At 69.9% G+C, this 15,382-nt stretch carries 9 protein-coding genes; 6 read left to right on the top strand and 3 right to left on the bottom strand.

Annotated features, from left to right (window positions below):
* The first annotated feature begins 1 nt into the window (after nucleotide 1).
* The 5 genes from ACTMTF_RS04140 (at nucleotide 2) to ACTMTF_RS04120 (ending at nucleotide 7,067) form a co-directional block, all read left to right on the top strand.
* Nucleotides 2–1,378 (top strand): extracellular solute-binding protein, encoded by a 1,377-nt coding sequence (locus ACTMTF_RS04140; RefSeq protein ID WP_441109284.1) that lies wholly within the window; start codon nucleotides 2–4, stop codon nucleotides 1,376–1,378.
* A complete protein-coding gene (locus ACTMTF_RS04135; RefSeq protein WP_441109283.1) occupies nucleotides 1,375–2,259 on the top strand; it encodes a carbohydrate ABC transporter permease in 885 nt (294 codons plus the stop codon). Before ACTMTF_RS04140 ends, ACTMTF_RS04135 begins: the two co-directional genes overlap by 4 nt.
* On the top strand, nucleotides 2,256–3,056 hold the full coding sequence (locus tag ACTMTF_RS04130) for a carbohydrate ABC transporter permease (RefSeq protein WP_397000056.1): 801 nt from the start codon (nucleotides 2,256–2,258) through the stop codon (nucleotides 3,054–3,056). The genes ACTMTF_RS04135 and ACTMTF_RS04130 overlap by 4 nt, the downstream gene beginning before the upstream one ends.
* 15 nt (nucleotides 3,057–3,071) lie before the next feature.
* Nucleotides 3,072–5,747, top strand: coding sequence for a sugar-binding protein (locus ACTMTF_RS04125; protein ID WP_441109282.1), 2,676 nt, complete (start codon nucleotides 3,072–3,074; stop codon nucleotides 5,745–5,747).
* 1,002 nt (nucleotides 5,748–6,749) lie between these two features.
* Nucleotides 6,750–7,067, top strand: a complete 318-nt coding sequence (locus tag ACTMTF_RS04120; protein WP_441109819.1) for a DUF6416 domain-containing protein — start codon at nucleotides 6,750–6,752, stop codon at nucleotides 7,065–7,067.
* 127 nt (nucleotides 7,068–7,194) lie between these two features.
* Here the strand turns inward: ACTMTF_RS04120 and ACTMTF_RS04115 are convergent, their stop codons facing one another.
* The 3 genes from ACTMTF_RS04115 to ACTMTF_RS04105 form a co-directional block, all read right to left on the bottom strand.
* A complete protein-coding gene (locus tag ACTMTF_RS04115) occupies nucleotides 7,195–8,850 on the bottom strand; it encodes a DUF6119 family protein (protein WP_441109281.1) in 1,656 nt (551 codons plus the stop codon).
* A gap of 717 nt (nucleotides 8,851–9,567) precedes the next feature.
* Nucleotides 9,568–10,764 carry a hypothetical protein gene (locus ACTMTF_RS04110; protein ID WP_441109280.1) on the bottom strand — a complete coding sequence of 399 codons (1,197 nt, stop codon included), beginning with the start codon at nucleotides 10,762–10,764 and terminating at the stop codon, nucleotides 9,568–9,570.
* A gap of 194 nt (nucleotides 10,765–10,958) precedes the next feature.
* A complete protein-coding gene (locus tag ACTMTF_RS04105; RefSeq protein WP_441109279.1) occupies nucleotides 10,959–12,056 on the bottom strand; it encodes a HesA/MoeB/ThiF family protein in 1,098 nt (365 codons plus the stop codon).
* A 123-nt stretch (nucleotides 12,057–12,179) separates the two neighbouring features.
* Between ACTMTF_RS04105 and ACTMTF_RS04100 the strand changes: the two genes are divergently transcribed.
* Complete coding sequence (locus ACTMTF_RS04100) at nucleotides 12,180–15,374, top strand: BTAD domain-containing putative transcriptional regulator (protein WP_441109278.1); 3,195 nt, start codon at nucleotides 12,180–12,182, stop codon at nucleotides 15,372–15,374.
* Nucleotides 15,375–15,382: the final 8 nt, after the last annotated feature.

Here is a 15,382-nt window from a genome sequence, read left to right as displayed (position 1 = left end):
CATGCTCGCCTCGATGCTCGCCTCGACCCGGACACTCGCCGTACTGACCGCCGCGACCCTGATTCTCGGCGCGGCCGCGTGCGCGCCCGGCTCCTCCGCTCCGCCCGCGGCCCCCTCCGCGCAGCCGAGCGCCGTGCGCACCGACGCGGCGGCCCTGGGCGAGGTGACCCTGACCGTGTGGGACCAGGAGGTACGCGGCGGGCAGGCCGCCCAGATGAAACGGCTCAACACCGCGTTCGAGGCGAAATACCCCAACATCACGCTCAACCGGGTGTCCCGCTCCTTCGACGACCTCAACACGACTCTGCGCCTGGCGCTCAGCGGCAACGAGCCGCCGGACGTGGTCCAGGCCAACAACGGCCGCTCGGCGATGGGCGCCTTCGTCAAGGCCGGCCAGCTCCGCCCGCTGGACGCCTACGCGCGGGCGTACGGCTGGCAGGACCGCTACCCGGAGTCGGTGCTGCGCTACTCCCGCTACAGCGCCGACGGCAAGATCTTCGGCGAGGGCGGCCTGTACGGCCTGCCGCAGGTCGGCGAGGTCGTCGGCATCTTCTACAACGCCGCCAAGCTGGACAAGCTCGGGCTGCGGCCACCGGCGACCTGGGCGGACTTCCAGGCCGGGCTGGCCAAGGCCAAGGCGGCCGGTGAGGTGCCGATGCAACTGGGCAACCTGGACAAGTGGCCGGCCGTGCACGTGTTCGGCACCGTGCAGAGCCGGGTGGTCCCCGCCGACCAGATCCGCACGCTGGCCTTCGGCCGCAAGGGCGCCTCCTGGAACACCCCGGAGAACACCGAGGCGGCCCGGCGGCTCGTCGACTGGGCCGACCAGGGCTACTTCAACAAGGGCTTCAACGGCCAGGGGTACGACCCGGCGTGGCAGGCGTTCCGCGACGGCGAGGGCGTCTACCTGATCGCGGGCACCTGGCTGCTCGCCGACCTGCACAAGACGCTGGGCGAGGACCTGGGCTTCATCCTGCCGCCCGGCGCCGCCGCCGGCGCTCCGCCGATCGCCACCGGAGGCACCGGCCTGCCGTTCGCCATCACCGCCAAGAGCCCCCACCCCGACGCCGCGGCGGCGTACATCGACTTCGTCACCGACGCGGACGCGATGAAGGTGCTCACCGACACCGGCAACCTGCCGGTCGCCGACACGGCGAAGCAGAGCGTGCCGGCGGGACCGCAGCGCGACGTCTTCGCCGCGTTCGGCACGGTGACCGCCGGGAACGGGCTGGTGCCGTACCTGGACTACGCCACCCCGACGTTCGCCGACACGCTGGGCGCGGCGCTGCAGGACCTGCTGGCGAAGAAGACCACGCCGGAGGACTTCCTGGCGACGCTGGAGAAGGACTACAAGACCTTCGCCGAGAGCAACGGATGACGGTGTCGCGACCGCCCGGGGAGCCGCGCCGCGTCGCCTACCTCTACCTGCTGCCGGCGTTCGTCGTCTACGCGGCGTTCCTGCTCTACCCGATCGGGCGGGCGGTGCAGCTGTCGCTCTACGACTGGGACGGATTGTCGCTCGGGCGGTGGGTGGGGCTGGACAACTACGTGGCGATCGTCGCCGACCAGGGGCTGCGGGACGCGTTCGGCCACGCCCTGGTCCTGATCGTCTTCTACGCGGCCGGGCCGCTGGTCATCGGGCTGGTGCTGGCCGCGATCCTCAACCACGCCAAGGTGCGCGGGCTCGGGTTCTTCCGGACCGTGGTGTTCCTGCCCCAGGTGATCGCCATGGTCGTGGTGGCGATCGCCTGGCGGCGCGTCTACGCGCCCGACGGGACGCTCAACGCGCTGCTCGGCGCGCTCGGCCTCGACTCGCTGACCCGCGGCTGGCTGGGCGAGCACGCCTTCGCGTTGCCCGCGGTCGGAGTGGTCGGCACCTGGTTCGAGACGGGGCTGGTGACGGTGCTGCTGCTGGCCGGGATGAGCCGCGTCCCGATGGAGCTGTACGAGGCCGCACGGCTCGACGGGGCCGGGGCCGTCCGGGAGTTCTTCGCGGTCACGCTGCCGTCGGTGCGGGGCGAGATCGCGGTCGCGCTGACGCTGACCGTGATCGCCGCGCTGCGCACGTTCGACCTGGTGTACGTCACCACGCGGGGCGGTCCCGGCACCTCGACCTCGGTGCCGTCGTACGAGGTCTACCACCGGGCGTTCGGGCTGAGCCAGATCGGCTCGGCGGCGGCCATCGGCGTCACGCTCACCGTCGTCATCTTCGCGATCTCGTTCGGCGTCAACCGGTTCGCGGACAGGGGGATAACGTGATCTCGCGTGGCGAGCGGGTGGCCAACTACGTCATCCTGTCAGTGTTCGCCGCGTTCGCGCTCGTGCCCATCGTGACGATCCTGGCGGCCGCGCTCGGCCCCTCCGACAGCGGGACGACGTCCGGGCTGGGCAATCTCGCGGCGGCGTGGGAGATCGGCCGGTTCGGCACCTATCTGCGCAGCAGCCTGATGGTGTCGGTGTTCGTCGTGGTCGTCAGCGTCGTGCTGTCGGTCATGAGCGGGTACGCGTTCGGCACCATGCGCTTTCGCGGGCAGTCGGTCCTGTTCTATCTGTTCATGCTCGGGATCATGATGCCGAGCGAGGCCATCGCGGTCCCGCTGTACTTCGACCTGCGTTCGCTGGGCCTGATCGACACGTTCTGGGCGGTGTCGCTGCCGCAGGTGGCGCTGTCGGTGGCGTTCGGCACCTTCTGGATGCGGGCGTACTTCCGCGCGTCCAACCGGGCGATCGCCGAGGCGGCCCGCATCGACGGGGCGTCGAGCTGGCGTGTCCTGTGGCAGGTGCTGCTGCCGCCGGCCCGGCCCGCCGTCGTCACGCTGACGCTCCTGGTGTTCATGTGGACGTGGAACGAGTTCCTCATCCCGCTGATCATGGTGACCAGCGAGTCGCTGCGGACCGCGCCGCTGGGGCTGGCCTTCTTCCAGGGCCAGCACACCGGCGGCTTCACCCTGCTCGCGGCCGGCTCGGTCATCGTCGCCACCCCGGTGGTGGTCTTCTACCTGTTCCTCCAGCGCCATTTCGTCCGCGGGCTGCTCCAGGGAGCGGTCCGCGACTGACCTCCCGGAGGTTCCATGCGCACCAGTCTGGCGGTGGTGACCGCCGCCCTGCTCGCCGTCCTTCCCGCCGCCCCGGCTCGGGCCGGCGGGCCTGGTGGCGCGCCTGTCGACCTCGACGCGCTGTTCGTCGGCGCCCATCCCGACGACGAGGCGTTCAGTCTGTCCACGCTCGGCCAGTGGCGCGAGGACCACGACGTCCACACCGGCGTCGTCACCGTGACCAGGGGCGAGGGCGGCGGGAACGCCGTCGGTCCCGAGGAGGGCCCCGCGCTGGGCCTGCTGCGCGAGGCCGAGGAGCGGGCGGCGGTCGCCGAGGCGGGCGTGCGCGAGGTGTTCAACCTCGACGACGTGGACTTCTACTACACGGTGAGCGCGCCGCTGACCGACCAGGTCTGGGGCGGCGACACCCTGGAGAAGGTCGTCCGGATCGTCCGGCAGACCCGGCCGGAGGTGCTGCTGACGATGGGCACGGCCCCCACGCCCGGCAACCACGGCAATCACCAGCAGGCCGCCCGGCTGGCCGTCGAGGCCTTCTACGCGGCGGCCGATCCCCAGGCGTTCCCCGAGCAGATCACCCGCGAGGGCCTGCGCCCCTTCGCGCCCGCCCGCCTGCTCACCGGCGGCGCGCGCGGGGCCTCGCGGACCGGCCAGGACTGCGCCGCGACGTTCCGCCCCGCGAACCCGGCCGAGAACGTGTACGGCGTGTGGAGCGGGCGCGCCTCCGCCCGGGGCGCGACGTGGGCCGCCGTCGAGCGCGACGCCCAGCGCACGTACGCCTCCCAGGGCTGGGCCGGCTTCCCCGACGTGCCCACCGACCCGGCCCAGCTCGGCTGCGACTTCTTCACGCAGGTGGACGCGCGGGTGCCGTTCCCCCAGCCGGGCACCCCGGCCGCGGCCGCGCCCACGGCGGTCCTCGACGGCGCGCTGACCCGGCCCGCCAGCACGGTGCCGCTCGGCACCCTGTTCGGCCTGCGCCCCAGCACGTTCGACGTCCGCCCGGGGACGGCGTTCTCCGTCAAGGTCACCGCGACCGCGCCGCCGCGCGAGCCGTTGGGCCGCTCGTCCGTGGCGCTGCGCGTACCCGAAGGCTGGCGGGTCAGCGGGTCGGGGGACCTGGGCCGGCTCGCGCCCGGGCGGACCGGCTCGGCAAGGTTCACCGTGACGGCGCCGCTCACCGCGACGCCGCCGGAAGACGGCGGCGGCCGGGCCCGCGTCGCGGCCACGCTCATCACCGAGCGCGGACGCGGCTACACCGACCGGCAGGTCGAGCTCAGCCCGGCCGTGCGCGGAGCGCAGCAGCCGCTCCCCCAGGTCGCCCAGTACGAGAAGTGGGCCGCCGAGGTCGGCGTGCCGCAGCTGCGCGGCCTGGTCACGCCCGTCCTCACCCTGCCGTCCGGCGGCTCCCGGCAGGTCGGCGTCGTGGTCGGCAACGTCGGCGACGCCGCCCGCTCCGGCACCGTACGCCTGGACCTGCCCGAAGGCTTCACCGCCGACCGCACGGAAGCCCCCTACAACGACCTCGCGGCCGGGGAGTCGACGACGGTGCCGTTCACCGTCACCAACACCGACACCTCGCTGAAGACCTCGAACGAGGGCGGCGACTACCCGTACACCATCACCACGGACGACTCCAGCGTGAGCAGGGCCGCGCTGGAGCTGGTCCCGGCGACCGCCGTCCCGCGCGCCGCCTCCGCACCCGCCGTCGACGGGCAGGACGGGGACCACTCCGGCCCCGCCCTGGACGTCTCCCGGCTGTGGGAGGGCAGCGCGTGCTCGTCGGCGGCCGACTGCTCGGGCACGGCCAAGGTCACCTGGCACGACGACACGCTGTACCTGCTGGTCGAGGTCAAGGACGACGTGCTCGGCACCCGCCTGCCCGCCGCCGACTGCAAGCGGCACTGGCGCACCGACGCGGTGGAGGTCACCGTCGACCCGCGCGGCACCTCCGAGAACACCTCCACCACGTTCAAGGCGGCGGTGCTGCCGGTGACGGCCGAGGGCCCGCCGTGCTTCCTGCGCGACGCCGACAACCGCCAGGGGCCGGGCGAGGAGACCGCGCCGGGGATGCGGGTGGCCTCGAAGGTCCACGCGGGAGGGTACGCCGTGGAGATGGCCGTCCCGATGGAGCTCCTGCCCTCGGCCGTCGACCCCGCGCACCTCGGGCTCAACATCCTGGTGTACGACTCCGACACGCAGGACAAAACCGGCCAGACCCGGATCGGCTGGTCGACGTGGGGCGGTGTGCAGGGAGACCCGTACCGGTGGGGCGTCGCGACCCTGCCCGGCTACCGGCCTCCCCCGGACCGGCCGACCACCCCGGCGGACCCGGTCATCCCAGACACCGCACTGTCCAGCCTGGACTCCCCGCAGTCGCTGGAACAGGCGATCCGCGTACACGTCCCGCTCGCGGGCGGACCCGAGGCGACGGCGTCGCACAGCGGCCGGGTGGTGTCCGCGACGCGCGGACAGGACACGGTGAAGGTGACACTGCGCGCGGGCGCCGTCGGCCGGGCGCACCTGTTCGTACGCGATGACCAGGGCACGGCGGGCAGCCGCGTGGTCACGGTGCCCCGCAAGGGCACCACGACGGTGACCGTGCCGGTGAACCGGGCGCTGGGCGCCGACCCTAGAGTGGTGACCGGCTGGGACTCCGGTGTCGGGACGGCAGTCTCCAAGGTGGCGGTGCGCTAACCAGTGCGGGGCGCTCCCGCGGCGACGATTGGCATGTCTACTGCCCAGGATCCGACGGCCAGCGCCTTCTTCGAGCGCCAGGCGGTAGCGCCTGGTCAGCGCGCCTGGCCCCGCAGGATCCGCCGCCACAGACCGCCTGCTGTGCGCAACTCGAAGATCGGGCTCTGGCAGACGCAGGTGTGCGCCCGGACCCGCACCCGGCTCACAGCGGGCATTGGGCAGGTTCTCATTCCACCGGTTCGGCCTGGGTGTGTGCGGCTGTCACGTGGAGGCCGCGGTAGTCGGTGCGAGATCGTGGCTGCCGCGCCGCTTACGCCGAGAAGGGTGTTAACTCCGCCTGATACGCGGACGGTCGCAACCACACCGACGCGCCTGTCTCGGCCTGCTGGCTGTTGGTTCCTCTTACCTGGGCGGCTGCGTCTCTGTGAAGTTCAGTGGGGCGCGGCGGGCCTTACGTCCTGGTCTCTTCTGTCTGGCCCATCGGCGGCCGATGGGATTTCCTCTGTAAGTTTCAGCGCGGCAGATGCGAGTTCGCTGAGTGTCCAGTTCGCCGCCGCAAGGCGCAGTCCAAAGAGGGCCGAGGTGGCATCTCAGCTCGCTTTGGGTATGAATTGTCCCGTGCTGATATGAACGCCTGGCTTAAGGTTTTCCTGCTCGCGATGCCACCGGTCATTCTGACTCTTCCGGAAGTCGGTCAACGCGCCGGCGAAGACGCTGTATGCGGCCAATCACTCTGCAGAGTCTTTCTCCTCGCGCGGCCTGGTGGGCTTTCCTCGCCGCACGAGCCTGGAACACGTACGTGATAGTGACTCCGAGCAAGGTTTCTGCGACCGCGATGATTCCTGGTGGCGCTTGCCATCTAACCAGTGCAACGCAAGGGAAGCGTCTCAGCCTTGCCGACCTCGTGCAGCATGAAATGCCGAGGGATCAGACGGACGGTGAGCGTCCTCGGCACGGAGGGATACGGTCGCGTTCTCCCTCGTTCCCTTTCCCGTTCCGTTACTGTTCCGTGGAGACGCCAGAACCACGGCTGCTCAAGCCTTCTACCAGCCAATCGAGGACAAGACAAAGATCTTCTTCGACCTGCTCATCGACCACCCCGGCCGGCAACTCAGCGTAGACGACATTTGCCGACTCACCGACGATGTTTTCTCCGGGTCACACTCCATTGCGGGTGCTATCAGTGGGCTGCACCGCTCATATCAGGCATCGGGTCGCAGGTACCCGTTCTACTGGTGGGAGGGTCAGCCGACGTGCTATGCCATGAAGCCGGGCGTGGCCAAGTTGTTCCTCCAAGCACGAGATAGCGTTGGTTCGTAGGGCCCTGTAGCTCATCGGTCATTCTGAGACCTCCGTTCGCGTCGCTTCATCGGGAGCCTGATCGAACTACTGATCGAAGCCCCTGTGGGCCTGCACAGGGGAACGTCGCGTCCGCCGAAACCCTCTGTTATGCGGCCTCCGTGTCGTAACCCGACTCGACTGGGATGGCGGCGACCTCGACCGTCACTCCGTACTGCCGCATGAGCGTGTCAGCGAGGTTCACGAGCGCCACCTGCGCGAACGGGTAAAGCGAGTCGGGGGTCAGTTTTTTACCCTTGAGGAGGATTGCCAGCGTGACCTTCTTGGGCTTGAAGTCCTCCGGCACCGTGAGCCGACCGCCGCTGAGCATCGACACCTTGGCACTGAACTTGGCTCGCGCCTCCGCCTCCTCGAACAGGGCCTGGGTTGAGATGAGCGCCTGGTTGAACTGATGTCCTAGCGGTTCGGAGCTGGCGGCCGCCTTCACGTGGACCAGAGTGTGCCGGTCGGTGAATCCATCACATGCCTCCATTCCCCTGCCCCTGCTGTGCTGGGGCGTCTGGAAGAGGTTCCGGTCGAGGCAGACGTACTTGGCCGGGCCGAAGTGGCGCTGCATCCGCTTGTTGTAATCCTCTTCGGTCTCGTCCGGATGCCACGGCAACATGGCGAGCTCTGGCTGCTCCACGATCAAGTCGCTCAATCGACGTTTGATCGAATCTAGATAGACAGTGCCGCATTCGTACCATTCGCCGTCACTGAGCTGGTAGAAACGCGGCCCGATTGACACGGTGGCCTCGATCCAACGGATCGCCGAGGTGTGGCCGATCGACTGCGTGCCTTCGCTGTCGGAGCACATGGCGATGCGCCCCTTCCGGAGTGCGGCGACAGGCGTGCTGCTGTACTGGACTTTGCAGCGCCACCGCAGGTCAGCCAGGTCAAGCTCATCTCTGACAATGGCCGCGCTGCCGACTTTGATGAGGTAGGAGCGACAACTATGGCGACGCTCGCCGAGATCCGCCGGAATGACGAGTTGCACCCGGATGTCGCCGCTCTCTCGTAGCCCTTCGTCCAGCAGCGCGTCTAGTCGCTGGGACAGCACCTCGTCGCTCACCGGTCGGATGGCCTCGAGCGACTCGAATTCGGGACGCACCTGTCGGTCGCGGATTTCGTTGAGGCGCCGCAGCAGTGCCAGGAACCTCGTCTGCTCCAGGGGGATCGGGAGTCGAAGCCCGTCGCCGCCTTCGACGGAAATCGACTCACGGTGGTTGAGGCCCAGATCAGATGCTTTGATCAGGCCGCCGAGCCTCTTGACCAGCTCGGTGTAGCCGCGCACACCGACGACGCCGATAGGAATCCCGCCCGGGGCCATCGTCGAGTCCTGGCGGGAGAAGCCGCCGATTGTCCGGCGGACGACATCCCGGACCTGGCCCGGGTCGACGGTGCGTAGCGCGCAGCGAAGACCGAAGCTGCGCTCCTTTATGTCGGAGATGGACAAATAACCCTGGCCGAAGCCAAGTGCGTAGATGTGACCGTCGACGGCGACGACGAGCACTGCCTCCGCCTCCTGCTTGAGGAGGACGAGGGGCAGCCCCGTGAGCTGGGACAGCCTTGGACACCAGTCAGGTTCAGTGGTGGGCCGCTGGCTGTAGTAGAGAAGGGCCGGAGCGCCGGCTATCTCGAACGGGTGGAAATCGACGCCCGGCCCGGTCAGGCGACCGGAGGTAGTGGCGTCGAACATGCCCTCCATGGTTGGCCTGACGCCGGTGATCCGGTAGACGGTGGCCCTCAATATGGTGGACGACATGGCGTTCCTCCAGGGGAAGCCGGGGCAGCTAGACCGCCTCCGGTATTTGCTTACATCAACTACGACTGAAAGCTCAGTCATTTAGTTCGCAATTATTTATGTCAGCTTCATGTTGATATCATCCGCATTCACCCGCTTTAGGCCATCAGGGGACGTCGGGTCACAGGATCAATGCACAACTTCGGCGAGTGCATCCAATTGAATAAGGCTCATGAATCGCAACGGCCGCTCGCGTGAACAAATAATCCATCGTCTTATCCACGGCGGGTGCGTGCATCTGTATCTTCGCCTAGGAGGCGGTAACGAGCCCATACAGCAACGACGGGCCGCGCCCGGGGGCGGCAGAGGAGCCAGCCTTTTGTGATGAAAACAGCATGCCAGTCTTGACCAGTTGCCTATGGTGAGAGCTCGGCGATGGTTTTCGGCGGGTGAGTGAAGTTGACAGCCCGGACGGCGTGAACGAGCCCGATGGGACAATGCACCTGTTCGCGCGACTCTTCGATCCGGCTGCGGAGGCGCTCCCGCGATTCGCGGAGGACTGCTATGAGGTACTCGTGGATCTCGATGCGGTGCGGCTATGCTCTCCGTCCATTGCCAGCTGACAAGCTGGGAGGATGACGTGGCACCATCGATCAACATCCACCGCTTGACCAGGGCGGAACACCGCTGACAGAGCTTCAGCTTCCCTACGGATCTCAGAAGGTTCGGAGGGTGGCCTCAGAGGAGTTCGCCGGCCCGGCGCAGGCGGCGCTCGCGGAGGGCGAGCAGTGGGGGGAGGCCGAGTTGTACGGCTATGTACACGGCCACGGCGAGCGCCTCCCAGAAGCCCGCCGAGCCGATCGGGCCGGCGCCGAACTGGGTCAGCGCCCAGCCTCCCAGTGAGACGGCCAGCGGCAGCACGCCCGTGACGAGTATCCAGGCCATGGCGGCGATCCCGGCGACGTACGGCACCACGAACCACCGGGCGACCTGGAGATCACGCGCGCTCATCTCGGACAGCTCGGTGGCCTCGTCCGGGGTGAGCCGGAACAGCTTGGCCTTGGCGGTCAGCCAGGTCGTCCGGTAGAGGTTGTGGCAGCGCAGCGCGTTCGCGAGCAGCGCGTACGAGTCGCTGCGCAGCGGCAGCGCGGCCCACTGCCAGACGATGCCGAGGAGCTGGAAGAGCACCACGGCGGCCAGGACGTCGTCGACGGCGGCGGGCGGATCGAGCAGGCGCAGGCCCAGGGCCGTGGCCACGACGACGGTGTCGATGGCCATGCCCGCCAGGTAGACCCCGTAGCGGCGGTCGCGCGGCACCGTGACGATCTGGGTGAGGTCCGTCTCGTACACGACGTACACGCCCCGATAGCTGACCCGGAAGATCGCCGGTACGCCGATCGCGCGTCCGGCGAGCCAGTGCCACGACTCGTGCAGAGCACCGAACGCGATGCCGAACAGCAGCCAGGTGAACGCGGACAGGCCGGGGCTGGGCAACAGCCAGGCGTCGTCCCAGGAGGGACGCAGTTCGGGGCGCAGCAGCATGAGAGCCACCACGACCACGGCGGCGGCCCCGTAGCACGACCAGGCGGCGGGCCCGAACAACCGGGCGGCGGTTCGCGGGCTGACCCCTTCGATCCATCTGATTTGCCCGCGACCACCGGTCACCTCGGCCGGCGGGTCGAGCAGCCCCGCGGCGGTGAGGCCGTCGATGAAGTCGGTGCCGTCCACCGGTTCGCCCGCGATCTCGCCGGCCCGGGCGGTGGCCTCGGCCAGCGAGCCGGTCTCCTGGAGCGTGGTCACGAAGACCGCGCCCGGTTCCGGCACCGCGACGAAGACGCCCGACTCGGCACGACCGAGGATCCACGCCTCACCGTCGAAGGACACCGTCAGCCGTGCGGCCCGCTCGCGCAGCTCCTCGTCCAGGAATGCGGTCATCGGAAATCTCCAAGGAACCCCCGCCTTCAGGCGGGGAGGAATCGGACCCCTGCGGAGCAGGGCAGGGACAGGCGGGAAAGGGCCGCACCCCGATCGGCAGGAGTGCGGCCCTTCGGCCGATTCTCAGGAATCGGGGTGGATGAGCCCCGTGAGCCGGGTGTTCTCGACTCGCTTGATCTCGATCTTCATATGGATCACCTCCCTCCGCATATCGGACAGTCGGGGTCACGTGGCCACTCGTCCTGACTCGTCGCACAGCCGTGCGCGAAGTCGATGGTGAGTGGCCGACCGGCGTACGCCGGTGGCTCGAAGCCGGTCAGGTAGCGCAGCACCTCGAAGGCGCCGAAGGCCCCCAGCAGGCCGGCGACCGGCCCGATGCCGCGGTTGACCGTCGGTCTGCTGACGAACAGGCGGTTGGCGGCGATGGCGCTCGCGAGGGTTGGGTCGTCCGGGTCGGGGAAGTCGTCCGGGTTGGAGGGGTCGGCCGGTACGCAGGCGCGGCACGCGCTGACGCCCGGGTTCACCGACCAGACCGTCCCGGTGGTGACCGATATGCCGCCACGGACGAACGGCACGCCATGGCGCACGCAGGCCTCGTTCACCCAGAGGTCGATCCGGTTCGGCCGATCGATGCCCGAGGCCACCACGTCGGGCCCGATGCGGCGGATCAGGGCGGCGAGCTGCTCCGGTCCCGCGACGTCGGCGTCGATCGCCTCGACCTCGATGGCCGGATCGAAGGCCCTGACCCACGCCGCGGCGCGTTCGACCTTGCGCGCGCCGATGTCGTCCTGGCGGTAGAGGTACTGCCGGGCGAAGTTGCGCGGTTCCACGGTGTCCCGGTCGAGCAGCGTCATCGCGCCCACGCCGAGCCCGGCGAGGTGCGGGATGGTGTTGGAGTTGAGGCCCCCCGTGCCGAGCACCAGGACGTGTGCTGCGCGGAGGCGGCGCTGCAGGTCCTCGCGGCTGTGGTCGAGGCCGCTGAACGACTCGAAGAAGGCCAGGTTGCTGAAATACCGTTCGGCGTCGGCGGGCTCCAGCAGGCCGAGCCGGTCGCCGTCCTCCAGCAGCCGCTCGGCGTCGAACGCCGCGACGGCGCCCCGTACGTCGGCCTCGTCCAGCGACAGCTCGTCCGCGAGCTCGGCGACGGTCCTGCCGCCCTCGCTGAGCAGGCCGATGAGCTTCTCCACCGTCCCGTCGGGGTCGGTCAGAATCAGCTGGTCGCGTGGGTCGTACACCAGCCGCAGCTCATCCCCGACCCGCTCCCAGGCGATGCCTTTGAGTCGTGGCCTCATCCGCGCATCAGCCAATCTCTTGAGATGGGATTTCGGGCACTGTGGCAGGCGTGCGCATGGATCCCGCATGGATGCGGCACGGGAAATTGATCTTCAAGGGGTGGGTGGACTACCGTCTGGTCGGTGTCCTCGCCTGATGTCCGGTTCCTCCTTCTGGGCCCTCTGGAGATCGTCGTGAACGGCCGGACCGCGCATCTGACCGGCAGGCAGCGGGCGCTGCTCGCGGCCCTGCTCCTGGACGCCGGTCGCGTGGTGTCCGCGGGGCGGCTGGCCGACCACCTCTGGGGCGACGACCTGCCGCCTTCGGCCCCGGCACGGCTGCGCGCCCTGATCGCGGAGCTCCGGCGGGCGCTCGGCCCTCATGGGCGGGACGTCATCCTCACCCGAAGCCCGGGATACCTGCTCCACGCGGGAGCGGCGGTGGACGCCGAGGAGCTCGCCTCTCTGGTGGAAAGCGCCCGCCGGGCGATGGAGGACGGCCGCCATCCGGACGCGACGGACCTGTACGACCAGGCTCTCGCGCTGTGGCGCGGCGACCCCTTCACCGATCTGACCGGCCCTGCCGCGCAGGTGGAGCGATACCGGCTCGAGGAGCTCAGATGCGAGGCGGCCGAGGGGCGCGCGGCGGCGCTGCTGGGCATGGGGCGGGGCCGGGCGGCCATCCCGGGACTCACGCGGCTCCTCACCGAGCAGCCGCTGCGGGAGCGGCCACACGCCCTGCTCATGCGGGCGCTCCACGACGACGGCCGTCTTCCCGACGCGCTGGAGGTGTACCAGGATTTCCGGGCTCGGCTCGTACGCGATCTCGGGGTGGATCCGAGCCCCGAGCTGCAGCGGCTGCACCAGCGGATGCTGGCGGGGGAACCGGCGGCGGAGAGCGCCGGGCCGGCGCCGGTGCCCCGCCAGCTGCCGCCCGCGAGCAGCCGCTTCGTCGGCCGCGCGGCGGCGCTGCGGCGACTGGACGCCGGCCGGGTGACGCTCGTGGTCGGCCCCGCCGGTGTGGGGAAGACCGCGCTGGCGATTCACTGGGCGCATTCCGTGAGCGAACGCTTTCCTGACGGGCAGGTGTTCCTCGACATGCGGGGCTTCGACCAGCGGGAGCCGATGTCGTTGTCCGAGGCGCTGCAGCTGCTGCTGCAAGGGTTCGGTGTGGCGGCGAAGGACATACCGGTCGAGCTGGACGCTCAGATCGCCCTCTATCGCTCGCTTCTGGCGGGGCGGCGCGTGCTGGTGGTCCTGGACGACGTCGCCGAGCCGGCGCAGGTGCGCGCGTTGCTGCCCGGTGACCCCGGCTGCCATGCCGTCGTGACGAGCCGTTACCGGCTGGGAAGCCTGACGGCTCTGGACGGGGTCGAGCGCCTCACGCTGGACGTGCTGGACCGTGAGGAGACGCGCCGGCTGCTCTCCCAGGGCATCGGCGAGGACCGGCTGCGCCGGGAGCCGGACGCCGCGGAGGAACTCATGACGCTCTGCGGCCGGCTGCCGCTGGCGCTGTCCATCGCGGTGTCCTGGATCGGCGACCACGAGCACCGGATGATCGCCCATTACGTCCGCCAGCTCGCCGACCGTGGGCGGCTGGTGAGGTTACGCGTGGAGGGCCACGAGAGCGTCGCCGTACAGGCTGCTCTCGATCTGTCGCACCGGGCGCTGCCGCCGGCGGCGCGGCGGATGTTCCGCCTGCTCGGCGTGGCGGGAGGCGGCCACATCTCCGCGGCCGCGGCGGCCGCCCTGACGGGAACGAGCCGCGAGCGGGCGGAGGACCTGCTCGGCGCCGCGGCGCGGATCCACCTGATCAGTGAGACCGGCCCGCAGCGTTTCGCCGCTCATGACCTGGTGGTGGAGTACGCCGCGCAACGCAGCCTCGAGGAGGACTCCGCGACCGAGCGGGAGGCCGCCGTCCGGCGGCTGCTCGACTACTACCTGCGTACGGTCATCGGCGCGGTCGAAGTGGCCGGCTTCGAGGTCCCGGAGCTCGCCTACGATCATGCGCGGCCGGAGGTGACCCCGACGACCTTCGGCACCGCGCCGGACGCCCTCGACTGGCTCGACACCGAGTGGGACAACCTCGTGGCCGCCGTGTCGCACGCCGCCGCGCACGGGCCACGGCCGTACGCGTGGCTGCTGGTCGAGGCCATGAAAGACGTCCTGCATCACCGGCGTACGCGTGGCGACTGGCTCCGTCTCGCGGAGATCGCGCTGGCCGCCGCCGAGAAGGAGCGGGACCTCCGGGGGCAGGCCGCGATGTGCCATTCGATCGGGCTGGCCCGATGGCGCATGACCGATCTCACGAGCGCCATGGATCATTACGAACGCGCGCTGGAGCTGTCCCAGCGGGCGGCGTGGCCGCAGGGTGAGGCCATGGCACTGCAAGGCTGCGGCGTGGTGTGCAAACAGCTGGGAGAGCCGCACAAGGCCATCCCGCGATACCAGCGGGCCGTGGAGATCCATCACGCGCTGGGGTCCAAACGTGGCGAAGCACGCGGACTGAACAACCTGGCCTCGGCCCACCTCATGCTCGCCCGGCTGAACCGCGCCGAGGAATGCCTGCGGGCCTGCCTCCCCCTGACCGACGAGTCCGGCGACCGGCATCTCCGGACGCTGACCCTGGTCAATCTCGCCCTCGTACGCTGGAAACAGGCCCGTCTCCCCGAGGCGCTGGAAGCCCTTGACGAGGCGCTGGCCGTGGCTCAGGCCGCCGGTCTGCGGTACGCCGAGGCGGTGACGTACGAGACGTTCGGCTGGACGCATCGTGACGCGGGCCGTTACGAGCAGGCGATCGACGCCTTCGGCCGGGGCCTGGCCATCGCCGGGGAGGTCGAGAACAAGCGGTGCCAGATCGCCTCGCTCACCGGCATGGCGGGAGCGGAGCTGGAGCTCGGCAGGGCGGACGCCGCGCTCGCCCGCCTGGACGCCGCGCTGGAGCTCAGCGAGAACACCGGGACGGACCTGGACCAGGTGCTGCTGGGCCGCGCTGAGTTCCACCACCGCCAGGGCCGGGCGGCGGACGCGCGTCAAGAGCTGGACCGGTTGCTGGAGCCGGGACTCACGCTCACTCCCCTGGATCTGCCACGGCTGCACGGCCTACTCGCCGCCGTCCACCTGGCGGCGGGCGACGGCGAGCAGTGCGTGGAAGCGTGCGAGCACGCCCTGGACCTCGCGCGGCGATCCGGGCAGCGGCTGGAGTACGCGCGCATCCTGGTGACGCTCGGTCATGCCGTGCCGAGCGAGGGAAGGGCGCATTGGGAACAGGCCCACGCGCTGTTCACGGCCATCGGCGCACCCGAACGGTCGAGGACCGCGGCGCTGCTCGGCCTGTGAACTCGTCC

Source organism: Nonomuraea sp. ZG12, assembly GCF_052068115.1.
GTDB lineage: Bacteria > Actinomycetota > Actinomycetes > Streptosporangiales > Streptosporangiaceae > Nonomuraea.
Note: the sequence above shows the minus strand (reverse complement) of the source record. Positions and strands in the feature narration are given on the sequence as shown.

Coding starts and splice junctions, on each gene's coding strand:
- ACTMTF_RS04140 (WP_441109284.1), top strand. CDS start 2: ATGCTCGCCTCGATGCTCGCCTCGACCCGGACACTCGCCGTACTGACC.
- ACTMTF_RS04135 (WP_441109283.1), top strand. CDS start 1,375: ATGACGGTGTCGCGACCGCCCGGGGAGCCGCGCCGCGTCGCCTACCTC.
- ACTMTF_RS04125 (WP_441109282.1), top strand. CDS start 3,072: ATGCGCACCAGTCTGGCGGTGGTGACCGCCGCCCTGCTCGCCGTCCTT.
- ACTMTF_RS04115 (WP_441109281.1), bottom strand. CDS start 8,850: ATGTCGTCCACCATATTGAGGGCCACCGTCTACCGGATCACCGGCGTC.
- ACTMTF_RS04110 (WP_441109280.1), bottom strand. CDS start 10,764: ATGACCGCATTCCTGGACGAGGAGCTGCGCGAGCGGGCCGCACGGCTG.
- ACTMTF_RS04105 (WP_441109279.1), bottom strand. CDS start 12,056: ATGAGGCCACGACTCAAAGGCATCGCCTGGGAGCGGGTCGGGGATGAG.